Raw genomic sequence first — 23,965 nt, forward strand, 5'->3', positions numbered from 1 at the left:
ATTTAGTTCAAACGATATGTAATCCGTGTCGAGTAGGAACCCGTCGTAGGGTTGCCTGCATCATTCAGCGCCGGGTTGAACCGAGCATAACGTTCCATCCCGCGACAGGCCGCTTGGTCAAGAACGCTGGAACCGCTCGAGGCAGTAACCTGGCATCCGCTGGCCCGGCCTTCGGCCGTTACGGTCACGCGTACACCCACGGTTCCTTCAACTTCTTCACGCAGTGCGCGTGAAGGGTAGTTATCCTGAATCCGTTGCGCCCAACGACGCTCGTTGCGGGTCGTCGCGCCACGTGCCTGCGAAGGCGGTGGTGGCGGTGCGGCCGGCGGAGCGGGCGGTGCAGGTGGCGGAATAACCAAAGCCGGCGGAGCGGGCGGTGGAATATTCGGCTGCGTTTGAATTGGTGGCGGTGCCGGCGCGATGTTAATCGGCGGCGGAGGCGCGACCGGAGGCGGCGGTGAAACCGGCTCATCAGGTGGGGGTGGCGGCTCGTCCGGCTCTTCAGGTGGCGGTGGCTCTTCGATATCGACCGTAGTCACACGCTGGATCTCTTCTTTGATCCGCGAGATGGTCAGACCGAGAACCATCGCCAAACCGATCCCACCTACCACAGCGAGCGCTGCAATAAGTGCGGTCCATTTGGCCGGGGTCATCCCTTGTTGGTCAGCATAGGCCATGCGGCTGTTTACTCTCCATTACATCGTCGGCCCATACGTCCGACACAACTCTCACGTCAGGGCCCGAATCAAGGCTTGCGATTTGCTCGCAAACGCTCAAGTCAGACCCCGGGCCGTGAATCCCTTGATCTTGATCTCCCGTCCGGTTCTCAAATTTGGTCCACGACGCCCGTCAACCCGGTGAGCGCTCGAGGGAAATTTGATCCCGGAACACCGCTGTCAGCACTTCTTCCCAAAGCACCTCCAAAACGGCTCCACTTGCCCCGATCTTGTCCCCAACCTCGTTGCAAGAACTTGGAGCTTTAACGGTCAACACCTAGGCAATCAAACGCTTTATCTATTCAGGGCTGATTCACGGGCAAAGTTCTGCAACAAGAACGGCCCCACTCGGCATCAGGCAAGAGAAACGGAAATTCGCAATGAGCGCGCGCGTTAACACAAATTTAATTAATCATTTCAGGCAAATAATGGCGGTTGCTGGTGGCGCTGTCTGCGCTGCATTTTTGGCGGTTCCAGCTTTTGCACAAGATTCCGATATGGCCCCGCCAACAATTGCTCAACAAGCCACCTATTCCGATCTTGTCACGCTGGCAGAGGCCAGTGATCTGGTTATCCGGGCAGAGATTCGCCGCCAAATTGAACTGGAACCGGAAAGAGCGCCCGGCCTGGCGCCCGGATTCGCGCGCCTTTACATAGAGGCCCGCACTCAAGCGCTGCTTGCAGGCTCAAGCGCGGTGGGAGAAGAGCTGACCTATCTGGTGGACGTTCCGCTTGATGAGCGTGGAAGGCCGGAAAGGCATAGAAAACGGGTGGTTTTGCTGTTCGCAGATGCTGTTCCAGGACGGCGTGGTTCGATCCAATTGGTCGGCAAGAATGCGCAGCTGGACTACTCGCCCGAACTCGAATCGCGATTGCGCCCGGTTCTGACGTCACTGGTTTCACGCGATGTGCCGCCGGTGGTCACCGGCATCCGCGATGCGCTTGCAGTCCAAGGCACGCTGGTTGGCGAATCGGAGACGCAGATTTTCTTGGCGACGCAAGATCGCTCGCCCGTATCGGCATCGGTGCTGCGCCGTCCTGGCCAACGCGCGGTTTGGGGCGTTTCGTGGGGTGAAATCATTGATTCGGCCGCTCGCGCTCCGCAACCTGGTACGCTGCGTTGGTATCGCCTTGCTTGCGCACTGCCTGATCGCCTGCCTTCCAGCGCGAATCTTGCACGCGATCCGGGCGCTCGGCGCTTGGCCGAAAGCGATTATGCGCTGATGATGCAGGAACTGGGCGCGTGCGACCGCGTCATCACGCAAGACATTGCCTCAGTCACCAGGTGAAGCTGTCATTTAAATAGGCCTAGAGCTTTTGGCTTGACTGAAATGGTCTCGCCCGCCAGCGCTGCCCGGCAATTTCAACCCACATACCGGAGCGCATCCTTGCCTGAAACAGCCAGCCTTACACCCTTGCGTATCGCCATCGCCGGACTTGGGACAGTTGGTGTTGGTGTCATGCGTTTGCTGGAGACCAATCGCGATCTCATCACTGCGCGCGCTGGCCGGGCGATCGAGGTGGTCGCGGTAAGCGCGCGTGATCGATTCAAAGATCGCGGTGTCGATATTTCTGCCCTTGCTTGGGAAGATGACATGACGGCGCTTGCAGCCAATGACCATGTTGATGTCGTGGTGGAGCTGGTCGGCGGATCTGATGGGCCCGCGCTCGCCTTATCACGCGCCGCGCTCGACCTTGGCAAAGGATTGGTCACAGCGAATAAGGCGATGGTCGCCCATCACGGGCAGGAACTTGCCGAAAAAGCCGAAGGCAATGGCGCGCCTCTGAAATTCGAAGCGGCGGTCGCTGGCGGCATTCCAGTGGTGAAGGGACTGCGCGAAGGCGCCTCCGCCAATGCGCTGACCAAGGTTTATGGCATTCTCAACGGCACCTGCAATTATATCCTGTCAGAGATGGAATCGACCGGAGCAGACTTTGCAGAGACGCTCGCCGAGGCGCAGGCGCTTGGGTATGCAGAAGCTGATCCGACCTTTGATATTGAAGGGGTGGATGCCGCGCACAAACTCGCGATTTTGGCTGCTATCAGCTTTGGCGCGCAGATTGATTTTGGCGCTGTGCGAACGACGGGGATCGTTCAGGTCCGCGCCGCCGATATTGCGCAGGCTGATGCGCTAGGCTTTGTTATCCGACTGATCGCAGAGGCCGATGTGCAGGATGAGGCAGGCATCTCAAAACTGCTTCAGCGCGTGCGCCCATGTTTGGTTGCCAAGGATCATCCGCTCGCGCCCGTCGATGGACCAACCAATGCGGTGGTCGCAGAAGGCAATTTCTCTGGGAGGCTGTTGTTCCAAGGCGCAGGGGCAGGCGATGGTCCAACGGCCAGCGCAGTTGTCGCTGACTTGATTGACATTGCCCGCGGCGATGCAGGCGCGCCGTTCTCCATGCCGGTTGCGCAGCTTGAGCCACTTGGCCCAGCAGAGCCCGGACACCGGATGGAGCGCACCTATTTGCGCTTCACCGTCAATGATCGCCCCGGCGTGCTTGCGGAGATCACCGCTGCAATGCGCGATGCTGATGTTTCGATTGAAAGCCTGATCCAGCAGGGCCGCGCCAATGATGGCGGCGAAGTTCTGGTTGCGATTGTGACGCATGAAGGGCCAGAGGCGAATGTGCGCCGCGCGCTCGAACTACTCGACGGCTCTGACAGCCTGACGGGCGAGCCATTGGTCCTGCCCATCCTGCCGAACTGATTTTCCGCGTTTGCAGAGAGCGGGTGGCTAGGGCGCCTCGACAGTGAGCACTGGCAAACCCCGAGCGATTCGGTCGGCATCAGAGCCGGGCGGCGCTTCGGGCAGAGCGGTCACATCTATGATCAAAGCCGGCGGCGGTGGGTCACCCAGTTTTGTGGTGACAGTGATGGCGATAAGGGAGCCTTCTCCGGGCAATTGCACTCCTGTTCCATCCACGCCCGGCGTCTTCACCCCTTGCGTCGCCTCGGCATAGCGGCGTTCAAAGTCGGCGCTGTTCCATGCGCCATCACTGGTTGCCCCGATTGAGCGGCAGACCACAATCTCACCTGCAATCCGTGCAGCTTCTGCCTCCTCCTCGCATTCTTGGATCAGGACCGGATCGGCGGTGGCTTCCCGCCGGGCCGCATCAGTATCGAGCACCAGCACGCCGCCTTCGGGTTCCAAGGGAGGCTCATTTTCTTGAGCGTTCAATGACCCAGCATGCGCCCCGCATTTGCATCAGCGCTCCGGCACTGGTGGCAGGCCAAGCTCATCTTCGCTGGCTGGGCCGCGGCCCTCATCGCCTTCTTCACCCAAAGGCGGCAGGCCGCGTGCAATCCGGTCTGCATCGGATCCTGCGGGTGCATCGGGCAAAGCTTCCACGTCGATAATCAGAGCAGGCGGCGGTGGGCAGGGCGGGAGGAAGCATCCTCTAATCGTGACCAGCGGAGCCATGCCAGGCGGCAAGCCAGTGCCATCGACATCGGGGGTCTTCATCCCTTGCGTCGCCTCGGCATAGCGGCGAGTGAACTCATCGTGATCATAGGCACCATCGCTGGTGTCTCCCAATTGCCGGCAAACCAAAATCTCGCCCGCTATCCGTGCGGCATCAGCTTCCTCATCGCACTGCTCAGCTGCCAGCGCATCATAGGGTGCATCAGGAGTGGGCTGCGTCAGGTCGATAATCAGGCGACCATCTTCGCCGGTACTTTCGCGTTGAGCTTCGTCCGCAGTTGCCTGAGGTTCATCTTGCGAGGAGGGCGGTGCGAGAGGGGCAATGCTTGCGGCCATCAAGACCGTGATCTGCACGCCCCAGCGCATCATTCTTCAGGTACCGGCGGCGCATCTAGGCCGAGTGCGCGGCGGCGTGCGGCGATTTCTTCAGGCGTCAATTCGGCGTCCCTGCCAAGCGGCGGGAGACCACGCGCAATCCGGTCTGCGTCAGAGCCTTCGGGCGCTTGCGGCAATGCTTCGACATCAATCATGATGGCCGCTTCGGGAGGGCATGGCGGTATCACACACAGCCCGCCTACCGTTGCTGGCCCGCGAAAAATGCCGCCACCAGCCACATCGACAGGCTGCTCGCCCTGCGTACGCTCAGCATAACGACGCTCCCATGCCTCGCTATCCCAGGATCCATCGCTTGCCTCACCGATCCGGCGGCACACGATAATCTCACCTGCGATGCGCGCCGCGTCCGCCTCTTCTTCGCAATCCTCTTCGAGCAACTGATCGGATTCGCTCTTGGGAACCGTCACGGACAGGTTCAGACCGTCAAAGGGACGCAAGGGCGGAGGTGCGGGCTCAGCGCTCTCTTGCGCATCGGCATTATCGCCACCTGTAACAGGCGCGTCATCCTGTGCGGCCAGAGGCTGTACACCCAGCAGGCAGGCGCCCATTCCCCAAATGACAGGTGTTTTCCGGAACAGTGTGTCAGCTTTGCTCGACAAGCCCGTTCCTCCAAGTCTAAGCGCGGGGGCGCAGGCACACACCAAAAGGACTGAATTTCGCATGAACACCCCCTCTGACACAGATGTTCTGGCAACGAAAGACCAGGACCAAGAGAACGCGATTGATCGCGTGCTCGTGCTCGAAATGGTCCGCGTGACGGAGGCTGCGGCGGTTGCCGCTGCGCAATTGATCGGGCGCGGCGATGAGAAAGCCGCCGATGCCGCCGCCGTTGAGGCGATGCGCCGGGCGTTCGACAATCTCTACATGGATGGCACCGTCGTTATCGGTGAAGGCGAGCGCGACGAAGCGCCGATGCTTTATATTGGTGAGAAGGTTGGCGGCGCGCCGGGTAAGGGCCCGAAGATTGATATCGCGCTCGACCCGCTCGAAGGGACCACCATCACCGCCAAGGCTGGCCCAAATGCGCTGGCCGTTCTGGCAGCCGCTGAGGAAGGCGACCTCTTAAATGCGCCCGACGTCTACATGGATAAGCTGGCGGTTGGCCCAGGCATGCCCGCCGATGTTATCGACCTTGCCAAGACCGCGACCGAAAATGTCGAGGCGGTTGCCGCCGCCAAAGGCAAAGCGCCCGGCGACATTAATGTGTGCGTGCTCGACCGTCCGCGCCATGCTGCGCTGATCGCGGAGCTGCGCGCGCTGGGTTGCGGTGTGCATTTGATCGGTGATGGCGATGTTGCAGGCGTTATCGCCGTGACCGACCAAGACACCGGGATCGACATCTATATGGGCCAAGGCGGCGCGCCCGAGGGCGTGCTGGCAGCAGCCGCTCTTCGCTGTGTCGGCGGCCAGTTCAACGGTCGTTTGCTCTTCCGCAATGACGACGAGAAAGCGCGGGCCAAGAAATGGGGCATCACCGATCTCGATCGCATCTACAAACTCGATGACCTTGCCAAAGGCGACTGCATCTTTGCTGCGACAGGCGTGACCTCAGGATCGCTGCTCGACGGTGTGAAGAAGCGCAAAAAGTCAACCGGCGCGACGATTATGACCACCGACAGCGTGGTAATGCGCGCCAGTTCAGGCACCGTGCGCTGGATCAAAGGCGAGCACAGGATCACCCCGCACCGGAGTTGATTGGGTTAGAAGTCGAGCCTCTTGAATGTTGAAGTGGCTACATAGCCTCTTCTCCGAAAGGCCTCATGGCCGCGTCGGCTACGTTTATGTTGCTGACGAGCATGACCGTGGGATGAGTGAGGCTGAGGTCGGCGAGACCGTCCGCGTCGAGGGGAGAGGGCCGCCATGGATCGTTGTCGACGAGGCGCTCGAAACCGCGCTAGTCGCAAAATGGCCAGGCCAATTGTGGAAAGTGAGGATCGTCGAAGCTGCCAATGCGAAAGATCAAAAAAGCCATGGAGGCGCGCCGCGCGCTTATGCGCGCTATACACGCTGCATATCGGTTGAAATTCTTGCCAAAGAAGATCCAGCATTACTCTTCGGCGACCTTGGTTGCGAGGTTGTTCAAATCATCACTAAGGCGAGCGGGTTAACTAGAGCACAAGCGGAGTTGCTCTCCAAAGCTCAGCATTGCGACGCAGCTGCAGCGCATGAACGCACGAGGAAAAGGTGGGCGGCCAGTTACGGCAAACGTCTGCGAGCCGAACTCGCCAGCAAGCCTGTCACCAGTGAGGAACCGCATTGGCCAAGATCGCCTATTAATATGGGTCTTTCAGTTATCCATGATGCAATCTTTAATCGGGCTGAAGAGCTCGATGGAAGCAATGCTGTTGTCGAACTAGACGGTGGTCTTGAGTTGGTTGAACCTTGGTCAAGTGCGAGCTCCGCCCTTCAGGACGCAGCATTAGCTTTGGGAGCGCCAAAGTATGTCGATGACGAAGATCGGAGCATACTCCTGTACGCTTGGTCCGTTCTGAGCTCGGAGGCGAGTTGATGTAAGCGTTGAACTCGAAAGCTCCTCGCCAAATTCTAGGCGGCTCGCAATTTAACCTCACCTTAGAAACCCATGCGCTAACACCCCTCCCATGAATTTAGGGGGTGCTAGAATGAAGTTTCTTCAAAAAAAATCAGCCTTGGTGCTGGCCACAAGCATGCTCGTTGCCGCGTGTTCGCAAGGCGCGCCTGAGGGCGGCTCTCAGAGCGCTAGCGACAGCAATGACGGCACAGTCCGCCTCGCGCCGGGGGAGGTCAAAAACTACACCTTCGAAGCGGACGAGCAGATGATGATCAGCTGGCGTCACGAAGGCGACAACGATACAGTACTCGCTTGCCAAGGTGAGCGCGAGGACCCGATGGCTTTCCCATTGCCAAACTGTGCGGGCATTTATCAAAGCGACGGTTCGAGAATTGTATCAAGCGGGACATATGCCGAAGGGCTACACGGAGCGGGCGTCGGCTTCAAACCGGTGAACGGTAAGATCAATGTTGCGCTTAAAAACATCTCGCAAATCCCGCTCGATCTTTCGGTTGAAGCGCGACCTGCAATTTGAACCCTGCAATTTGAACGATGCGTGATCTGGGCTGACGACAACCCCCCTTCCTTCTGTTGCATTTGCATGACGCTGCTCTAGGCGAGTCTCCATCACATCACGGACGGGGATTCGCTTCCATGAAGATCATGTCAGGCAATTCAAACTTGCCGCTCGCGCGCGCTATCGCAGCCTATCTCGAAATCCCTTTGACCGACGCAAGCGTGCGACGCTTTGCGGATGAGGAAATCTTTGTCGAGATCCACGAAAATGTGCGCGGCGAAGACGTGTTTTTGGTTCAGCCTACAGGCTATCCGGCGAACGACAACCTGATGGAATTGCTGATCTGCATCGATGCGCTGCGCCGCGCGTCTGCCAAGCGTATTACAGCAGTGGTCCCTTACTTTGGCTATGCCCGCCAGGACAGGAAGCCCGGCCCGCGCACGCCGATTTCTGCCAAGCTTGTCGCCAATCTCATCACTGAGGCAGGCGCTGACCGTGTGCTGGCGGTGGACCTACATGCGGGCCAAATTCAGGGCTTCTTCGATATCCCGACCGACAACCTTTACGCCGCGCCCGTCATGGCCGCCGATATTCAGGCGCGTTATGGTGAGCGAGAGTTGATGGTGGTTTCACCCGATGTGGGCGGTGTGGTCCGCGCTCGCTCTCTTGCGAAGCGGCTTGATAACGCCCCACTCGCCATCGTCGATAAGCGCCGTGATCGCCCCGGTGAAAGCGAAGTGATGAACATTATCGGTGAGGTCGCAGGGCGTCACTGTATCCTGATCGACGATATCGTCGATTCCGGCGGCACCCTGTGCAACGCTGCCGAAGCTTTGCTGGAGAACGGTGCTAAATCGGTCGCCGCTTACATCACCCATGGCGTGCTGTCCGGCGGAGCTGTGGCGCGAATTGACGGCTCGAAGCTGGAAGAGCTGGTTATCTCAGACTCGATCCAATTGACCGAGGCCGCGATTGAATCCGACCGTATCCGCGCGCTCACTATCGCTCCGTTGGTTGGCGAAGCGATCCGGCGGATTGCGGATGAAAGCAGCGTGTCGAGCCTGTTTGATTAATTGGATTATTCGGCGGCGTCGCGAAATTCGCGGCGCATCCACGGGCGCACAGCACCCGGCCTGATCCGATCAAGCAATTCCAAACGCCGTGCCTGCCTGATTTCCAGACTGAGCGTCAGCAGGCCGGAGCGTTTGGTCAAAAACTCACCCGGCGTCATTTCGAAGAAGGCATGAAATTCACGGATCTGATGCGCCTGATCGAAGAAGCGCAGCATGATCTCCTCTTCCTCATCATCGGCCACTCCGCAAAGTCGCGCTGCCAGATCGAGGATGCGTGCACGCCGCATGATTTGCTTGGGCGTTAGGCCGAAATCGCGCTTCGCAATTCTCTCGACCGTTCGCGGAGTGACGCCTTGCTCCTGCGCAAATTCGCTCAGTACGCAATTGGGATCCACAAAGGCTTGCAATTCCAGAGCCTGAGCTATCGGATCAGGCGGTTTGACGCCTTTGGCCTCGACGTGATCGGCCAGCCAGTTCTCGAGCGCGTTCAGCCATTCTTCGGGATCAAGCTCCAGATTAAACAGCCCCGTCACCACCCGGTCTTGGATGCCTGCGGTTTCGACAGATGTAATCCGATCCAGCATGTCTGCATCGTCCAGGCCAAACAGTGCGCGCAAGGCTCCCGGACGCAGCATCAACCCTGCGACTTTGATACCGCCGCGATGGCGCAGGGGCATAACTTGCGAGTGCTGCCCGCACAGGAAAGTTTCGTCGCGCAATTCAAGCGGGCCGTCGGCTGTCCCTGCCGTCCAATCAACGCCAACGGCGGTGCGCAGATACGCGCTGTCGTTGCAAAGCTGGCCATAGACGTGTTCGCCCGAACGGTCATAGGCAAAGGCCACCATGGCTCTGCTCACCCACGGACGAATACGTTCATCGGCTGGCCGATTGATGGCAAGCGGCATTCCGTCCTCAGTCACACCGGTGACGGAGCGCAAACGCGGCTCGCCTGTGGTTTTATTGCTGTCGGAGGTGCTGCCCATTGCCCGTACCCTGTGCCCAAATGGCGGCATTCTGTCACTATCTTATGTAATAACGGTGGCTTGCAGCCCGATTGCGCTTTAGTCGGTTGTGACGTCAATCCTGCTCAAAGAGACCGCCTTTCATGACCCCAGAAGACCTTAAGCTTGCCAATGCCCTCGCTGATGCGACGGGCGAGGTGATCCGCCCCATGTTTCGCGGAGAATGGAGCCATGAGCGAAAGGCTGATCTTTCACCCGTCACTGAAGCGGACCGCTCCGCCGAGGCCGCGATGCGCGCGATCATTGAAGAGCATCGCCCCGATGATGGGATCATTGGAGAGGAATATGGCGCCCGCAATGAAAGCGCGGGGCGCCAATGGGTGCTCGACCCGATTGACGGAACGATCAGCTTCATGGCCGGACGCCCGATATTTGGCACCCTGATCGCCTTGATGCAGGATGGTTGGCCGGTGCTCGGCGTGATTGACCAGCCGATTGCCAGTGAGCGCTGGGTAGGCCGGATCGGAGAGGGCACGACGTTCAACGGCAAGCCGGTAAATAGCCGCACCTGCCGCTCTCTCGAAGAGGCAGTGCTCGCCTCCAGCAGCCCGCATTACTTCACTGCTGATCAGGCCGAACCGTACATGCAGCTGGCCCAAGCGGTCGGTGGCAACAAGCGGCAAGGCACCATCGTCTATGGCGGCGATTGCTACAATTACGGACTGCTTGCAGGTGGGCATCTCGATGTGATTTGCGAAGCTGGCCTAGCGATCTATGATTACGCCGCTTTGGTGCCTGTGGTCGAAGGAGCAGGCGGCACGATGAGCGATTGGATGGGCAACCCACTCGACGCCGAAAGCGCAGCCAAAGGCGGAGCAGATGTCATCGCGCTAGGCGATCCGGCGCGGCTCGAAGATGTATTAGAGGCGATGGGGTGATGCAGATGATTGGGCGAATTCTGGCGGCATTCTTGGTTGGACTGGCGAGCCTTGGCCTTGTCGCCTGTGATCAGGTCGCCGCTCTTACCGGGCCAACGCATCAATATGTGCTGCAAATCGAGCCAGAGCGAATTGCTGAGGACGCGGACCTCGAAGAGCTGAATGAAGCCACACGCCAGGTGCTGGCCCGCCGGATTGAGGGATCGGGTCTTACGCTCCACAAATCGAGTCTCGCGCGCGAGGGCCGGTTCGTTCTCGATGTGTCGGGGGCCAATTCCTCTGAGATCATCAAGGCCGCGATCGGCGTGACCGGAGAGATTGCGATCCGCACGGTCGAACCCGACGTCCCCTACGATCAATTGCTGGAGGGCATTGCCCCTCCGGGCAGCGAGGTTCTCCCTTCACGTGATGGCGTGCCAGTTGCCGTGCGGCGTTTGGGCGCAGTGCGCGGTCACCTGATCATAGATGCGCGCGCCGATTTTGATCCAAACTCCAGTCAGCCCGTGATCAATATTCAGTTTGACGATGAAGGGACGCGCCGATTTGCAAAGATGAGCCGCGAGAATGTCGGTCGACCGATTGCCATTGTTTTGGATGGAGAAGTACTGACCGCTCCAATTGTGAATGAACCGATTGTGGGTGGTGCAGTGCAAATCTCTGGCGGTTTCACATGGGAAGAGGCTGAGCGGCTCGCCATTGCTTTGCAAACCGGTGCACTGCCAGCGCCCGTCACCCTGATCGAAGAGCGCGAGCTGGATTGAGGCGAGTGGGTGGCGGCTTAAATCGAGCTCGGTAGGATGGCATGACGGACAGCTTGGAGCTTCCCAGTGACCGGTCCTTTCTAAAAGGATGTCTTACCTTCATTCTGTTGGTGGCAGTGCTGTTATTGGGGACCTGTCAGGCGGTCAGGTACAATGAGCGCTCAAAGATAATGGATAGCCTGCCAGCCGAGCTGCAGGCTGGCGACTTCGTTGCGTACGACGTTTGCGATCGTCTGATCAGCGGGGGCTATAGTTTTGTGATTAGAATCCCAACTGAGGTTTCAGAACGGATCGTGTCAGAGGGACCGGAATTCCTAAATTACGAATATCGGTTTCACCCCGATGAGACCGTTGTCTGGATGGAGGCACCGGAATTCGCTTACCTTGGCGAAGGCCGTGACACGGGAATGGCGGGGCAAACCTGTCTAAAGACCAGAGAATTCGATGGTGAACGCTTGATCGACCATGCTTTTCGAGAGGGCGGCTATGTCGCACAGGACGGTCGATATTCGCTGACGATCATTCCATCGCTGAACATTGTTGTCGGTGGGTTTGAGCCGCGATGACACGATCCCAATCATCTGCGGGGCAACCATCGCACCTCTTCTTCTATGGCGTCTTACAAGAAGGGCTTGGCCCAGATGACGGCGATTGGCCGTTCTTGACCGGGCTTGGCCTTGGCGCGCTGGCGACGGTACAAGGGGCGCTTTATGCCATTCCAACGCCGCATGGCTGGCATCCGGCCTTGATCCTGACACAGGCGCGCTATTCGACCGTTATTCACGGAGCGATCCACGAGGCGAGGGCAGTCGATATTGCGGCGATAGATGCGTTTGAGGGCGCGGACTACACCCGCCAAGCGATCCCGGTTGATGGCTGGGACGGCTATGGCGACACGCTGGCAGACGCTTATATTTGGACAGCGGAGTTGCCCGAGGGCGCTGAGCTGATCGCCAACGGTGATTTTGCGCAGTGGCTTAAGGAAACCGGGCGTAAAGCCTATTCGGGAGGCTGACGGAGCGATCGTCAGAATTTTCCTACTGCGCTGTTTTTTTGGCAATAAACTGTGATGCTTTTGCCGTTTCTCCCTCTACTTGTCTCGACCTCCAAAAATCGGAAAGTCACAGTTACGCTTCACGATTTGGCGGAAAAACGTTTCTTGTCAGAAGCTTGCAGGCAAACCGAATATTTTCAAAGGGTACACTTGCGCGGTCCATCGTAGCGGGCTTTCCCGAGGCATTTGCCCCTGAAATCGCTTGCCTACCGCGGCACCCGGCCCTATGTGGCGCGTCTTCAACGACACGAATCGAAAGGCCTGCCTGGCGACAAGGGCTGCCAGGGCCGGTCAAACGTGTCTCTGATCAAAGGAGATGAAAATGCCCAAGCTTAAGACCAAAAGCGGTGTGAAGAAGCGCTTCAAAATCACCGCAACCGGTAAGGTCAAGCATGGCGTCGCTGGTAAGCGTCACCGTCTGACCCACCACAATGCGAAGTATATCCGCCAGAACCGCGGCACCTCGGTGATCTCAGATCCTGATGCCAAGACGGTCAAGAAATGGGCCCCTTACGGGCTCGATTGATCGCATAGACAGGAGATAGAGATATGCCTCGCATTAAACGCGGCGTGACCACACGCGCAAAGCACAAGCGGATCCTCGATCAAGCCAAGGGCTATCGCGGTCGCCGTAAGAACACCATCCGTATCGCCCGTCAGGCGGTCGAGAAGGCAGGCCAATACGCCTACCGCGACCGTAAGGCGAAGAAGCGCAGCTTCCGCGCGCTTTGGATCCAGCGCATCAACGCAGCAGTGCGCGCTGAAGGTCTGACATATTCGCAGTTCATGCACGGCGTGAAACTGGCTGGTATCGAGCTTGACCGTAAGGTCATGGCTGATCTTGCCATGAATGAAGAAGCAGCGTTCAAAGCGATCATCGCTCAGGCAAAGTCAGCGCTGCCTGCATAACCAAACACTCCGCTTTCCTACTCAGGATTGCGTGTGCAACAGGGCCTTAGCGTGAATGCGCTGAGGCCCTTTTTGCATGCTTGTCGCAGATTTGGCTCAATCTGTCCGGCTCGCTTGTAAAAATCCGCCAAGTAACTTGTACAATTGCGTCAAGTCCGCCATGGTTCATTGCATGGGGGAACATATGGATAGCTTTGTCGTGAAAGCGGAGGCGAAGTCGGCTGATGAAGAAGCCGGCGTTTCAGTGCGTGCACGCTTCTATGCGCCGCCAGCTCAGTTTGATGGGTGCTTCACGACTTTTTACCAGCTCGCGATCGATTGTGAGGATGGGCAGCAGGTAGACGACTATCTGCAGCCCGAATGGGGCAATATCCGGTTCTTTGCGCACAACGCCCCGCGCGCTGAGATTGATGGACATGTCTCGGACCGGGCGCCTTTCACTGCCACAGGCCCAAGTTCGCGCCCCTGCCACTTCCTGCTCGGCAAAACGCGTATGTGGGGGATTGGCTTCCTTCCGCTTGGCTGGGCCCGGTTCATGGATGTGCCCGCAACCGAGCTTACCAATGCGGTGTCAGATGGGGCAACGCATCCCGCTTTCTCACGCTTTGCCCATTTTGCAGATGTGTTGTGCGATCCGTCGGTCAGCAGCGAACAGCAATTGGCATTCGCGCAAGAGCAGCTTGGCGCAATGATGCAGCCCAATCGAGACGAACCCAAGATCATGCGCATCCACACCGCTTTGGTGAGCGGGGAGCATTTGGCGGTCGGCGATCTGGCCAGCGAATGCGGGATGAGCATCCGCACTTTGGAACGTATGTGCCATCGCTATTTCGGCTTCTCGCCAAAGCTGCTGATGCGCCGCCAACGCTTTATGCGCAGCCTATCGAGCTTCATGCTCACGCGCGGCGCAAGGTGGACTGAGGCGATGGATGAGGAATACCACGATCAGGCGCAGTTCACGCGTGAGTTCACAGAATTCATGACGATGACGCCCAGCGCCTATGCCGCGCTCGATCACCCCATCCTTTCATCCTTTATGGAAGCGCGTGCGCGCGTTTGGGGGAGCGCTGCACAAACGCTTGATGAACCCAAACGCGACGATGGGGCGTGAGTGATCCCATCACTTTGCGGGTTTCATACTCAGTCCACCATGTCTAACGTCGCTTTGATTATGGGGTACAGGCAAAGCAAAGCGGCGTAATGCAATCGGAACTGGGAAACGCTGTATCCATACGCTTTGCGCTACCGAGTCCTGAACTCGCGCCTTATGTGACCACCTACTACCGATCTGATGTGCAAACGTCCCCGAACGAGCCGGTTCTGGAGGATTACCTTCATCCGGAATGGGCAAATTTGCGCTTTATGAAAAAGGGGTGGTCGCAAACGGCGATTGGGGATGGGCCGCTGGCACCAGCTCCCGCCTTCTGCGTCTCTGGCCCAACCAGCAAGGCTGCACGCTTTCAGAATGGCACCGGTAGAGGTTGGGGTATTGGTCTGATGCCGCTTGGCTGGGCTTGCTTATTTAATGTCCATGCAAGCGACTATGCGGACCGTATGACAGACGGCATGAAAGATCCAGCATTCGCCAGCTTTGCACCATTGGCGCGGGCTCTTGCGCAATGTGACGGTGACTTTGCGCAAGAATTGGCACTGATAGAGGCGCATATGGCGCAGCTCTCGACCCAGCCCTGCGCTGCCTTTGACACGATAAACGCAATCAATACGGCGCTGGTCGACCCCGAGCTGGCCACCGTGGCCGAGTTGGCAGAGCGCGTTGGCATGAATATTCGCTCTCTAGAACGATTGTCGAAGCGCGCCTTCGGCTTTACGCCCAAACTGCTGCTCAGGCGCCAACGCTTCCTGCGAAGCCTTGCCCAATTCATGCTCGACCCGTCGCTCAAATGGCTGAGCACACTGGACTATCAGTACCACGATCAGGCGCATTTCGTACGTGATTTCAAACGGTTCATGGGCATGAGTCCCTCCGCCTATGCCAAAACGAACAAGCCGTTTCTGATGGCAGCTGCAAGGGCAAGAATGGAGATCGCAGGCGAGGCGGTGCAGGGCCTTCATGAACCATCACGCATGGAATCGTGATCACAGTCCCATTGCAGCTTTGCACTTGAGCGCAATAGGCGCTAGCGGACCCGCTCACGTGAAGCAGGCTCGGACATGACTGAACTAACATCGCAAAAGCAACAAGCGCTCGACGCAATCGCTGCTGCAACATCGCTGGACACGATAGAGGAGCAGCGCGTTGCGGCGCTGGGCAAAAAGGGTTGGGTTAGCCTCGCGCTAAAGACCCTTGGCCAGATGAGCCCGGACGAGCGCAAAGACGCAGCTCCCGCGATCCAGGCGGTGCGTGCGGAAGTCGCCGAGGCACTCGAAGCGAAGAAGGCTGACCTTGAGAGCGCTGCGTTGGAAGCGCAATTGGCAAACGAGACGATTGATCTCACATTGCCCGGACCAGACATGCCGCAGGGTTCCATTCACCCAGTGAGCCAGGTGATGGATGAACTGGCGGAGATTTTCGCTGACCTTGGTTTTGCTGTGGCTACCGGTCCTGAGATTGAAGACGATTGGCACAACTTCACCGCGCTCAATATGGATGAAAGCCATCCTGCGCGCGCGATGCATGACACGTTCTACTTTCCGGATGCGGCGCCCGATGGCGGACAGATGCTGCTGCGCACGCACACGAGCCCCGTCCAGATCCGTTCGATGAAAGAGCAGGGCGCTCCAATCCGACTGATCGCGCCAGGCCGTGTCTATCGCTCAGACAGCGATGCGACGCACACCCCGATGTTCCACCAGGTTGAAGGTTTGGTGATCGACCGCGACATCCACTTGGGCCATCTCAAATGGACGTTGGAAACTTTCTTCAAAGCGTTCTTTGAACGTGAGGACATCACGCTGCGCCTTCGCCCGTCCTACTTCCCCTTCACCGAACCGTCGGTTGAGGTTGATGTCGGCTATTCCAACGAAGGCGGTCGCCGCGTTGTGGGCGGACACGGTGAAGAGCAGGGTCATGATTGGATGGAGCTGGGCGGTAGCGGGATGGTGAACCGCCGTGTGCTTGAATTTGCAGGAATCGATCCTGATGAGTTCCAAGGCTTTGCCTTTGGCCTCGGCATCGACCGGATCGCAATGCTCAAATACGGAATGAACGATCTGCGCGCCTTCTTCGACGGTGATCCGCGCTGGCTGACCCATTACGGCTTCTCGCCCTATGATCAGCCGACCCTGTCCGCTGGTGTGGGAGCGCGACCATGAAGTTCTCGATCACATGGCTGAAAGACCACCTCGAAACTGAGGCGAGCCTGCAAGAAATCACCGATACGCTCACTGCCATTGGACTTGAGATTGAAGGCGTCGAAGACCCAGCAGAGCGGCTGGCGGGCTTCACCGTTGCTCATGTCCTGACAGCTGAAAAGCACCCGGATGCAGACAAGCTGCAAGTGCTGACCGTCGACACCGGCGAAGGCGATCCTTTGCAGGTTGTTTGCGGCGCTCCCAATGCGCGTGCAGGGATGAAGGGTGTTCTGGGTCAACCGGGCGCTGTCGTTCCATCGAATGGCATGGAGCTTCGCAAGAGCGCCATTCGCGGGGTCGAAAGCAACGGAATGATGTGCTCTGTGCGCGAGCTGGAACTGGGCGAAGATCATGATGGGATCATTGAGCTTCCCGATGACGCGCCCGTCGGTCACGGTTTTGCGAACTATCACGGCTCATCGCCGATAATTGACGTGGCAATCACACCCAACCGCCCCGATTGCATGGGCGTTTACGGCATTGCTCGCGATCTGGCGGCAGCGGGCCTTGGAACGCTCAAACCTATCGCCTTTCCCAAGTTCGAAAGCCAAGGCGCATGCCCTGTCGAAATCCGCACGGACGATCCCGAAGGATGCCCCGCATTCTACGGCCGCGTGATCACGGGTGTGAAAAACGGACCTTCACCCGATTGGCTGCAGCAGCGTTTGCAGAGTGCCGGTCAGCGACCGATTTCACTGCTGGTGGACCTCACCAATTACCTGATGCTGGCGTTTGGCCGTCCAGCGCACGTTTATGACCTCACTAAGCTCTCTGGAGCGGTTGTCGCGCGGCGGGCCAAGGCGGGTGAAGAAGTCATTGCTCTGAACGAAAAGACCTACACGCTTGAAGAAAGCATGGTCGTGATCGCGGATGATACGCAGGTTCACGATATTGCAGGGATCATGGGTGGCGAGCATTCAGGTGTTCAAGACGAGACCACGGATGTGCTGCTTGAGATTGCCTATTTCGACCCTGCACTCATCGGTGTGACAGGCCGCAAACTTGGCCTTGCCTCTGATGCTCGCACACGTTTTGAGCGCGGCGTTGATCCCGCGTTCTTGCAGGAGGGTCTGGACCTTCTCACCGGTCTGATTGTCGAGCTGGCAGGTGGGAGTGCATCGGAAGCGGTACAAGCTGGATCGCCTCCGAATACTGCTAAGACCATCGCTTTCGACACAACGCTGACCGCCAAATTGGGCGGGGTGGATGTTGCTGAAGATGAGCAGCGCCGTATCCTCGAAAGCCTCGGCTTTGCGGTCGATGGCAACTGGCAGCTGACGTGCCCGTTGCGCCGTCACGACATTGAAGGGCAAGCTGATCTGGTCGAAGAGGTTGTGCGTATTCACGGCCTCGACAAGGTTGAAAGCGTGGCCTTGCCGCGTATGGACGGTGTCGCACGCCCAACCGCCACACCGCAGCAAGTGTTGGAACGTAAAGTGCGCCGCGCGGCGGCTGGCAACGGTTTGGACGAGGCAGTCACTTGGTCATTCCTGCCGACCGATGCAGCCGAGCACTTCGCGCCTGAAGGAGAGCAGCTTTGGGTGCTCGACAATCCGATCAGCGAAGACATGAAGGCAATGCGTCCTTCGCTCATTCCCGGCCTGCTATTCGCTGCGAAGCGCAATGCGGATCACGGCGCCAGTTCCACAAAGCTGTTTGAGCTTGGCCGCCGTTACTTTCGTGGCAAAGATGGGTTGAGCGATGAGCGCCCGACTTTGGGCGTGGTGCTTGCTGGTGAGAAGACTGGGCGCAGCTGGGCTTCTGGCAAAGCTGCACACTTTGATGCCTACGATGCCAAGGCAATGGCTATTTCGCTGCTGGGTGCTGCGGGCGCTCCAGCGGATAGGCTAATGGTGATGGAGCCAGTGGCTGAGGGGACCGGAACCCAGTTCCACCCTGGTCAATCGGCAACTTTGCGGCTTGGTCCTAAAAAGGTGCTTGCGCGCTTTGGCATGCTGCATCCGGCAACGCTGAAAGCTTTCGATATGGATGGTCCGGCCGCAGCGCTCGAGCTGTATCTCGACGCTATCCCTGCCAAGAAAGCAGCGAAGGGACCGGTAAGCTTTGCACGGCCAAGCTTCACACCACCTGCGCTGCAAGCCGTTACACGCGACTTTGCATTCTTGGTGCCTGCCGAGCTCGCGGCCGAGGACTTGCTCAAGGCGGTGCGTGGGTCCGATAAAGCAAATATCACCGCTGCGTATGTGTTTGATGTATTTACGGGCGAAGGTGTTCCCGAAGGCAAGAAGTCGATAGCCATCGAAGTGAAGCTGCAACCGCAGGAAAAGAGCTTCAAGGATGCTGAGCTAAAAGCGATTGCTGATGCCATCGTTGCGGCTGCCGCCAAACGGGGAGCGGAGCTGCGCGGGTAAGCCCGCTCAGGCCGGATCGTCATGTCAAACAGGCGCACCTTTGCGATCATCTCGCACCCCGATGCGGGCAAGACCACGCTGACCGAAAAGCTGTTGCTGCAAGGTGGCGCAATCCACTTGGCAGGCGAGGTGAAGGCTCGCGGGCAGCAGCGACGTGCGCGCTCAGACTGGATGAAGATCGAGCAGCAGCGCGGTATCTCAGTCACGTCCAGCGTGATGACATTTGAGCGCGATGGCGTAACCTTCAATCTGCTGGATACGCCTGGGCACGAGGACTTCTCTGAAGACACTTATCGTACGCTAACGGCGGTGGATTCCGCGGTTATGGTGATCGACGCCGCTAAAGGAATTGAGCCACAGACCCGCAAACTGTTCGAGGTCTGCCGTTTGCGCAATCTGCCGATCATCACGTTCGTGAATAAGGTCGATCGCGAAGGCCGCGATCCGTTTGAGACCCTAGACGAAGTCGCCGACATGCTGGCGCTCGACGTATCTCCGCAAGGCTGGCCAATTGGCATGGGTGGGCAATTCGAAGGGGTGCTCGATTTTGCGACCGGCGAAGTGAGTCGCCCTGAAGGCCCGTCCAAGGAATTCCTCGGTACGCGCGATGCCAATCCCACGATCCCCGATGAATTCGCCGAAGAAGCAGAGCTGGCTCAGGTCGGCTATCCTGAGTTCGACATGGACGCCTATCGCAGCGGCGATCTGACGCCTGTGTTCTTCGGCTCGGCACTTAAGAACTTTGGCGTGACCGAGCTGATTGAGGCAATTTCGAAGTTTGCTCCGCCTCCGCGCCCTCAGCCCGCTGGCGAGGATACAATTGCGCCTGACCATGGAGAGGTGACTGGTTTCATCTTCAAAGTTCAGGCGAACATGGATCCCAATCACCGTGACCGGATCGCGTTTATGCGGCAGGTTTCGGGCACGTTTAAGCGCGGCATGAAGTTGACGCCGAGCGGGCTTGGTAAACCAATTGCAATTCACTCACCCATTTTGTTTTTTGCGCAGGACCGCGAGATTGCTGACACCGCCGAAGCTGGCGATATTATCGGCATCCCCAATCATGGGACATTGCGTGTTGGCGATACTTTGAGTGAAAAGGATCAGGTGCGCTTCACCGGCCTGCCGAACTTCGCACCCGAAATTTTGCGCCGCGTCCAGTTGAAAGACCCGACCAAGACCAAGCAGCTTCGCAAAGCCCTCGATGACCTTTCTGAGGAAGGGGTTATCCAAGTGTTTTACCCGGAGCTGGGCGCACAACATATTGTTGGTGTTGTTGGCCAACTTCAGCTCGAAGTTCTCATCTCAAGACTTTCGGCTGAATATAAGGTGGAAGCTGGATTGGAAGCGGCACCCTTTGCTACAGCTCGTTGGGTCAAAGGGGATGCAGGCGCGCTTGAGCAGTTTGAAGGCTTTAATCGCGCCAATCTGGCGCGCGATCGTGATGGCGACCTTGTCTTTATGGCCAAGAGCCCATGGGACGTGAACTATCAGGTTGAGAAGAATCCAGAGCTCACCTTTTCAGCTACCAAAGAAAGGTAGCTTGCGAGGCGAGTGGCTTCGCGGCATTGGGAACGCATGACCGTTTTAGGCCCCACATCGCAAAGCTTTATCTCACAGCGCCTCAAGCTCAATTACTTCGATTGGGGCAATGATGGCAAGCCGCCGCTTGTGCTTGTTCATGGCGGGCGCGATCATGCGCGCAGCTGGGACTGGACTGCTGAGGCTTTGCGCGATGACTATCACATCGTTGCCATGGATCATCGCGGCCATGGAGACAGCGATTGGGTCTCCGACGGCAATTATTCTTCAAACGATATGGTCTATGACCTAGCGCAACTGATCCACCAATTGGGGCGCGGTCCGGTTACGATTGTTTCGCATTCGATGGGAGGCAATGTTGCGCTCCGCTACGCAGGCATGTTCCCGGTGATGGTCACGAAATTGGTCGCGATTGAGGGGCTTGGTCCGTCGCCAGAATGGAAGGCAGAGCAGCGCAAGACACCGTATCCTCAGCGAATGGCCGAATGGATCGCGAAGAAGCGCAAAGCTGCTGGCCGTTCTCCACGCAAATATGAAAGCATTGAAGCGGCGTTTGCTCGGATGATCGAGGAAAACTCTTACCTCACTGAGGATCAGGCGCGTCACCTCACCGTTCATGGGGTTAATCGGAACGAGGATGGCACCTACAGCTGGAAGTTTGATCCGCACCTGAATGTGTGGGGCGTTGAGGATGTGGCGGATGAGTTCATGGAGGCGATGTGGGCCGCAATCAGCTGTCCGACCCTGCTGCTATATGGGGCGGATAGCTGGGCTTCAAATCCCGAAAAGGACGGGCGGCTCGATCATTTCAATTCGGCTCAAGTGATCGAATTTGAGAAAGCGGGGCATTGGCTTCACCATGATCAGTTCGACCGGTTTATCACAACCTTGCGCGAGTTTCTCTAATCCAAGGAGCACATTATGGCCGAGTTTTTCGATAGCTTGAGCGACAAGCACATGGCCATGATTGAAAAGCAGCCGGTCTTCTTTGTTGCTACCGCTGCGGCCAATGGCCGGGTCAATCTAAGCCCCAAAGGCTATGATGCGTTCCGCACGCTTTCGCCCAAGCGTGTCGCTTATCTGGATCTGGGCGGGTCAGGCAACGAAACGCATGCTCACGTAACCGCCAATCAGGATGATGCCGGCCGGATTACCATCATGTTCTGCAACTTTGATCGCCCTGCCTTGATCCTGCGCATTTATGGTACGGGGCGACCCGTGCTGCCTCAGGACGCCGAGTGGGACGAATTGGCGGCCAACTTCACTCTGATGCCCGGCACGCGTCAAATCTTTGTGATCGATGTCGACAGCGTTCAAACCAGTTGTGGATGGGGCGTTCCCTTCATGTCGCTTGAGAAAGAACGCGATACGCTCAAGAAGGCCCATCGCCAAAGTGATCCTTCGGAATGGGAAGCGAAAATGGCGAGCCGAACAAAGAGCATTGACGGCCTGCCAACGCGTCCAACGCAGCGCTATATTGCGGGTGATTGAATCACTGCGTTAGAAAATTGCGATTTTTGCCATCAGAATGAGTCAGAACGTCGCGGTCTGCACAAAAAATAATCAGATGGTTAAAACTTGAGCGCGTAGTGTTTGTGAGTTCCTGGTAAACGTCAGAATTACGCTGCGTCACCCCTAACAAGACAAAGTGGCACGCCCCTTGCAGACCAGTTGGTCAGCCGGATGAGCCGGTGGAAGCCAAAGGGGGCACGGATGAAGTTCATCATCGCCATCATAAAACCATTTAAGCTCGATGAGGTCCGCGAAGCGCTGGGCTCGATCGGGGTCGCAGGGATGACTGTTTCTGAAGTCAAAGGTTTTGGCCGTCAAAAAGGTCAAACCGAGATTTATCGCGGCGCGGAATATTCCACGAATATGCTGCCCAAGGTGAAGCTCGAAATTGCCGCAAGCGACGAAATCGCTGCGCAAGTGGTCGAGACGATCCAGCAAACCGCCAACACAGAAGCCATCGGCGATGGCAAAATTTTCGTACTCGATCTCGCATCGGCAACCCGCATTCGCACCGGCGAAGCGGGCGAGACTGCGCTTTAACTCAGGGGATAAGCAAATGAAGCGTTCAATCCTTACACTTGCCGCCCTTGGCGCCGGTCTTACAGCCACGCCAGCTTTGGCGGCTGTACCCGATGCAGAGACCGTTTCAGGCGGGACCGCATATATTCTCAACACGCTGCTCTTTTTGATCGGCGGCTTTTTGGTGATGTGGATGGCAGCGGGTTTCGCCATGCTAGAAGCGGGCCTTGTGCGCGCGAAAAACACGTCAACGCAATGCCTAAAAAACATTGGCCTTTATTCAATCGCTGGCCTTATGTTCTGGGTGATTGGCTATAACATTGCCTATCCATCATTCGCCGAGGACAGCCTTGGTCTGATCGGCGGCTTTACTGGCTACTACCCAATGCAAGAAGTAGGCGCTGCTGACACAGAGACAGGCTATTCTGTCGCGTCTGACTGGTTCTTCCAGATGGTTTTCTGTGCAACTACCGCATCTATCGTTTCAGGCACCGTGGCCGAGCGCGTGAAGATCGTTCCGTTCTTCATCTTTGTCACCGTTCTAACTGGTGTGATTTATCCGGTCGTAGTTAGTTGGGAATGGGGCGGTGGCTACCTTGATACCGTTCATAATTTCAGCGACTTTGCAGGTTCTACTCTGGTGCACTCAACTGGTGGCTGGGCTGCCCTGGTTGGTGCGATCATCATTGGTGCTCGTACCGGTCGTTATGGCCCTGATGGTAAAGTCAACGTCTTCCCAGGCACTAACATCCCGCTTGCAACTTTGGGTACCTTCATCCTTTGGCTCGGCTGGTTTGGTTTCAATGGCGCATCTCAGCTTGCCATGGGCACTGTCGGCGACGTCTCTGATGTGTCGAAGATCTTCGTAAACACCAACATGGCGGCTGCGGGTGGCGTAGTTGTTGCGATCATCTTGACACAGGTGCTTTACAAAAAAGCGGACGTAACGATGGCACTGAATGGTGCTTTGGCCGGCCTCGTGTCGATTACAGCAGAGCCTCTTGCGCCAACCGTCGGTCAATCGATTTTGATTGGTGGCATTGGCGGCGCAATCGTGGTCTTTGCCGTTCCCCTCCTCGACAAGTTCAAGATTGACGACGTCGTAGGCGCGATCCCAGTTCACCTGATGGCTGGTATCTGGGGTACGCTGATCGTTGCTTGGACTGCGGCACCCGACGCTGGTGTAACCTTCACCGGTCAGCTCGTTGGTGTGCTTCTTACCGCAGTTTGGGTCAGCGCAGCATCGGCAGTCGTCTGGCTGGCTCTCAAATACACCATCGGCGTACGTCCTTCCGAAGAAGACGAAGTCGGCGGTCTCGACAAAGCCGAAATCGGTGTCGAGGCCTATCCTGAATTCGCTCGAACTTAAGAGCGTAACCATCTTGGTGGGGGAAGGCTCTCTCTTCTTCCCTTTCCCCGCCAACCGA

26 protein-coding genes are annotated in these 23,965 nt (G+C 57.7%); 21 read left to right on the forward strand and 5 right to left on the reverse strand.

Annotated features, from left to right (window positions below; all coding sequences use genetic code 11):
• Positions 1-2 precede the first annotated feature (2 nt).
• Entirely contained in the window at positions 3-677 is a 675-nt protein-coding gene (locus AC0V6N_RS14365) for an energy transducer TonB (RefSeq protein ID WP_486172219.1), read from the reverse strand.
• Positions 678-1,144: 467 nt separating this feature from the next.
• On the opposite strand from AC0V6N_RS14365, the gene AC0V6N_RS14370 reads away from it, so the two are divergent.
• Positions 1,145-2,005, forward strand: coding sequence for a hypothetical protein (locus AC0V6N_RS14370; RefSeq protein WP_486172220.1), 861 nt, complete (start codon positions 1,145-1,147; stop codon positions 2,003-2,005).
• A 33-nt stretch (positions 2,006-2,038) separates the two neighbouring features.
• Positions 2,039-3,427 carry a homoserine dehydrogenase gene (locus tag AC0V6N_RS14375; RefSeq protein ID WP_486172221.1) on the forward strand — a complete coding sequence of 463 codons (1,389 nt, stop codon included), beginning with the start codon at positions 2,039-2,041 and terminating at the stop codon, positions 3,425-3,427.
• Between the two features lie 27 nt (positions 3,428-3,454).
• Here AC0V6N_RS14375 and AC0V6N_RS14380 read toward each other — a convergent pair whose 3' ends face one another.
• The 3 genes from AC0V6N_RS14380 to AC0V6N_RS14390 are packed head-to-tail and all read right to left on the reverse strand — an operon-like array spanning position 3,455 to position 5,136.
• Positions 3,455-3,898, reverse strand: a complete 444-nt coding sequence (locus AC0V6N_RS14380; RefSeq protein WP_486172222.1) for a hypothetical protein — start codon at positions 3,896-3,898, stop codon at positions 3,455-3,457.
• 27 nt (positions 3,899-3,925) lie between these two features.
• Complete coding sequence (locus AC0V6N_RS14385) at positions 3,926-4,510, reverse strand: hypothetical protein (protein WP_486172223.1); 585 nt, start codon at positions 4,508-4,510, stop codon at positions 3,926-3,928.
• A complete protein-coding gene (locus AC0V6N_RS14390) occupies positions 4,507-5,136 on the reverse strand; it encodes a hypothetical protein (RefSeq protein WP_486172224.1) in 630 nt (209 codons plus the stop codon). Before AC0V6N_RS14390 ends, AC0V6N_RS14385 begins: the two co-directional genes overlap by 4 nt.
• A 61-nt stretch (positions 5,137-5,197) precedes the next feature.
• Between AC0V6N_RS14390 and glpX the strand changes: the two genes are divergently transcribed.
• From glpX to AC0V6N_RS14410, 4 genes are all read left to right on the forward strand, one after another.
• A complete protein-coding gene (gene glpX / locus AC0V6N_RS14395) occupies positions 5,198-6,232 on the forward strand; it encodes a class II fructose-bisphosphatase (RefSeq protein WP_486172225.1) in 1,035 nt (344 codons plus the stop codon).
• 25 nt (positions 6,233-6,257) lie between these two features.
• Positions 6,258-7,046 (forward strand): hypothetical protein, encoded by a 789-nt coding sequence (locus tag AC0V6N_RS14400; protein ID WP_486172226.1) that lies wholly within the window; start codon positions 6,258-6,260, stop codon positions 7,044-7,046.
• A 112-nt stretch (positions 7,047-7,158) separates the two neighbouring features.
• Positions 7,159-7,602 carry a hypothetical protein gene (locus tag AC0V6N_RS14405; RefSeq protein ID WP_486172227.1) on the forward strand — a complete coding sequence of 148 codons (444 nt, stop codon included), beginning with the start codon at positions 7,159-7,161 and terminating at the stop codon, positions 7,600-7,602.
• A gap of 119 nt (positions 7,603-7,721) precedes the next feature.
• Positions 7,722-8,657: a ribose-phosphate pyrophosphokinase gene (locus tag AC0V6N_RS14410; RefSeq protein ID WP_486172228.1), complete on the forward strand. Its 936-nt coding sequence runs from the start codon at positions 7,722-7,724 to the stop codon at positions 8,655-8,657.
• A 5-nt stretch (positions 8,658-8,662) separates the two neighbouring features.
• Here the strand turns inward: AC0V6N_RS14410 and AC0V6N_RS14415 are convergent, their stop codons facing one another.
• A complete protein-coding gene (locus AC0V6N_RS14415) occupies positions 8,663-9,640 on the reverse strand; it encodes an AraC family transcriptional regulator (protein ID WP_486172229.1) in 978 nt (325 codons plus the stop codon).
• A 122-nt stretch (positions 9,641-9,762) separates the two neighbouring features.
• On the opposite strand from AC0V6N_RS14415, the gene AC0V6N_RS14420 reads away from it, so the two are divergent.
• The 15 genes from AC0V6N_RS14420 (at position 9,763) to AC0V6N_RS14490 (ending at position 23,907) form a co-directional block, all read left to right on the forward strand.
• Positions 9,763-10,557, forward strand: coding sequence for an inositol monophosphatase family protein (locus AC0V6N_RS14420; RefSeq protein WP_486172230.1), 795 nt, complete (start codon positions 9,763-9,765; stop codon positions 10,555-10,557).
• Positions 10,557-11,318 (forward strand): preprotein translocase subunit SecD, encoded by a 762-nt coding sequence (locus AC0V6N_RS14425; RefSeq protein ID WP_486172231.1) that lies wholly within the window; start codon positions 10,557-10,559, stop codon positions 11,316-11,318. The genes AC0V6N_RS14420 and AC0V6N_RS14425 overlap by 1 nt, the downstream gene beginning before the upstream one ends.
• A 170-nt stretch (positions 11,319-11,488) precedes the next feature.
• Positions 11,489-11,884 (forward strand): hypothetical protein, encoded by a 396-nt coding sequence (locus tag AC0V6N_RS14430; protein ID WP_486172232.1) that lies wholly within the window; start codon positions 11,489-11,491, stop codon positions 11,882-11,884.
• Positions 11,881-12,333 (forward strand): gamma-glutamylcyclotransferase family protein, encoded by a 453-nt coding sequence (locus AC0V6N_RS14435; RefSeq protein WP_486172233.1) that lies wholly within the window; start codon positions 11,881-11,883, stop codon positions 12,331-12,333. The genes AC0V6N_RS14430 and AC0V6N_RS14435 overlap by 4 nt, the downstream gene beginning before the upstream one ends.
• Before the next feature lie 361 nt (positions 12,334-12,694).
• Positions 12,695-12,898, forward strand: a complete 204-nt coding sequence (rpmI, locus tag AC0V6N_RS14440) for a 50S ribosomal protein L35 (RefSeq protein ID WP_486172234.1) — start codon at positions 12,695-12,697, stop codon at positions 12,896-12,898.
• Between the two features lie 23 nt (positions 12,899-12,921).
• Entirely contained in the window at positions 12,922-13,281 is a 360-nt protein-coding gene (rplT, locus tag AC0V6N_RS14445; protein WP_486172235.1) for a 50S ribosomal protein L20, read from the forward strand.
• Between the two features lie 184 nt (positions 13,282-13,465).
• Complete coding sequence (locus AC0V6N_RS14450) at positions 13,466-14,392, forward strand: helix-turn-helix domain-containing protein (protein WP_486172236.1); 927 nt, start codon at positions 13,466-13,468, stop codon at positions 14,390-14,392.
• A gap of 89 nt (positions 14,393-14,481) precedes the next feature.
• Entirely contained in the window at positions 14,482-15,378 is an 897-nt protein-coding gene (locus tag AC0V6N_RS14455) for a helix-turn-helix domain-containing protein (protein WP_486172237.1), read from the forward strand.
• A 75-nt stretch (positions 15,379-15,453) separates the two neighbouring features.
• Positions 15,454-16,554, forward strand: a complete 1,101-nt coding sequence (pheS, locus tag AC0V6N_RS14460; protein WP_486172238.1) for a phenylalanine--tRNA ligase subunit alpha — start codon at positions 15,454-15,456, stop codon at positions 16,552-16,554.
• Positions 16,551-18,965 carry a phenylalanine--tRNA ligase subunit beta gene (pheT, locus tag AC0V6N_RS14465; RefSeq protein ID WP_486172239.1) on the forward strand — a complete coding sequence of 805 codons (2,415 nt, stop codon included), beginning with the start codon at positions 16,551-16,553 and terminating at the stop codon, positions 18,963-18,965. The genes pheS and pheT overlap by 4 nt, the downstream gene beginning before the upstream one ends.
• Before the next feature lie 21 nt (positions 18,966-18,986).
• Positions 18,987-20,507 (forward strand): peptide chain release factor 3, encoded by a 1,521-nt coding sequence (locus tag AC0V6N_RS14470; protein ID WP_486172240.1) that lies wholly within the window; start codon positions 18,987-18,989, stop codon positions 20,505-20,507.
• 36 nt (positions 20,508-20,543) lie between these two features.
• Positions 20,544-21,413 (forward strand): alpha/beta fold hydrolase, encoded by an 870-nt coding sequence (locus AC0V6N_RS14475; RefSeq protein ID WP_486172241.1) that lies wholly within the window; start codon positions 20,544-20,546, stop codon positions 21,411-21,413.
• A 15-nt stretch (positions 21,414-21,428) separates the two neighbouring features.
• On the forward strand, positions 21,429-21,998 hold the full coding sequence (locus AC0V6N_RS14480; RefSeq protein WP_486172242.1) for a pyridoxamine 5'-phosphate oxidase family protein: 570 nt from the start codon (positions 21,429-21,431) through the stop codon (positions 21,996-21,998).
• Positions 21,999-22,220: 222 nt separating this feature from the next.
• On the forward strand, positions 22,221-22,559 hold the full coding sequence (locus AC0V6N_RS14485; protein ID WP_486172243.1) for a P-II family nitrogen regulator: 339 nt from the start codon (positions 22,221-22,223) through the stop codon (positions 22,557-22,559).
• Between the two features lie 16 nt (positions 22,560-22,575).
• The gene (locus AC0V6N_RS14490) at positions 22,576-23,907 is read left to right on the forward strand and encodes an ammonium transporter family protein (protein ID WP_486172244.1); all 1,332 of its coding nucleotides are present in this window, start codon (positions 22,576-22,578) and stop codon (positions 23,905-23,907) included.
• Positions 23,908-23,965: the final 58 nt, after the last annotated feature.

It is taken from the genome of Erythrobacter sp. S57(2025), from assembly GCF_057365055.1.

Coding starts and splice junctions, on each gene's coding strand:
- AC0V6N_RS14365 (WP_486172219.1), bottom strand. CDS start 677: ATGGCCTATGCTGACCAACAAGGGATGACCCCGGCCAAATGGACCGCA.
- AC0V6N_RS14370 (WP_486172220.1), top strand. CDS start 1,145: ATGGCGGTTGCTGGTGGCGCTGTCTGCGCTGCATTTTTGGCGGTTCCA.
- AC0V6N_RS14385 (WP_486172223.1), bottom strand. CDS start 4,510: ATGATGCGCTGGGGCGTGCAGATCACGGTCTTGATGGCCGCAAGCATT.
- glpX (WP_486172225.1), top strand. CDS start 5,198: ATGAACACCCCCTCTGACACAGATGTTCTGGCAACGAAAGACCAGGAC.
- AC0V6N_RS14400 (WP_486172226.1), top strand. CDS start 6,258: ATGTTGAAGTGGCTACATAGCCTCTTCTCCGAAAGGCCTCATGGCCGC.
- AC0V6N_RS14405 (WP_486172227.1), top strand. CDS start 7,159: ATGAAGTTTCTTCAAAAAAAATCAGCCTTGGTGCTGGCCACAAGCATG.
- AC0V6N_RS14410 (WP_486172228.1), top strand. CDS start 7,722: ATGAAGATCATGTCAGGCAATTCAAACTTGCCGCTCGCGCGCGCTATC.
- AC0V6N_RS14415 (WP_486172229.1), bottom strand. CDS start 9,640: ATGGGCAGCACCTCCGACAGCAATAAAACCACAGGCGAGCCGCGTTTG.
- AC0V6N_RS14420 (WP_486172230.1), top strand. CDS start 9,763: ATGACCCCAGAAGACCTTAAGCTTGCCAATGCCCTCGCTGATGCGACG.
- AC0V6N_RS14425 (WP_486172231.1), top strand. CDS start 10,557: ATGCAGATGATTGGGCGAATTCTGGCGGCATTCTTGGTTGGACTGGCG.
- AC0V6N_RS14430 (WP_486172232.1), top strand. CDS start 11,489: ATGGATAGCCTGCCAGCCGAGCTGCAGGCTGGCGACTTCGTTGCGTAC.
- AC0V6N_RS14435 (WP_486172233.1), top strand. CDS start 11,881: ATGACACGATCCCAATCATCTGCGGGGCAACCATCGCACCTCTTCTTC.
- rpmI (WP_486172234.1), top strand. CDS start 12,695: ATGCCCAAGCTTAAGACCAAAAGCGGTGTGAAGAAGCGCTTCAAAATC.
- rplT (WP_486172235.1), top strand. CDS start 12,922: ATGCCTCGCATTAAACGCGGCGTGACCACACGCGCAAAGCACAAGCGG.
- AC0V6N_RS14450 (WP_486172236.1), top strand. CDS start 13,466: ATGGATAGCTTTGTCGTGAAAGCGGAGGCGAAGTCGGCTGATGAAGAA.
- AC0V6N_RS14455 (WP_486172237.1), top strand. CDS start 14,482: ATGCAATCGGAACTGGGAAACGCTGTATCCATACGCTTTGCGCTACCG.
- pheS (WP_486172238.1), top strand. CDS start 15,454: ATGACTGAACTAACATCGCAAAAGCAACAAGCGCTCGACGCAATCGCT.
- pheT (WP_486172239.1), top strand. CDS start 16,551: ATGAAGTTCTCGATCACATGGCTGAAAGACCACCTCGAAACTGAGGCG.
- AC0V6N_RS14470 (WP_486172240.1), top strand. CDS start 18,987: ATGTCAAACAGGCGCACCTTTGCGATCATCTCGCACCCCGATGCGGGC.
- AC0V6N_RS14475 (WP_486172241.1), top strand. CDS start 20,544: ATGACCGTTTTAGGCCCCACATCGCAAAGCTTTATCTCACAGCGCCTC.
- AC0V6N_RS14480 (WP_486172242.1), top strand. CDS start 21,429: ATGGCCGAGTTTTTCGATAGCTTGAGCGACAAGCACATGGCCATGATT.
- AC0V6N_RS14485 (WP_486172243.1), top strand. CDS start 22,221: ATGAAGTTCATCATCGCCATCATAAAACCATTTAAGCTCGATGAGGTC.
- AC0V6N_RS14490 (WP_486172244.1), top strand. CDS start 22,576: ATGAAGCGTTCAATCCTTACACTTGCCGCCCTTGGCGCCGGTCTTACA.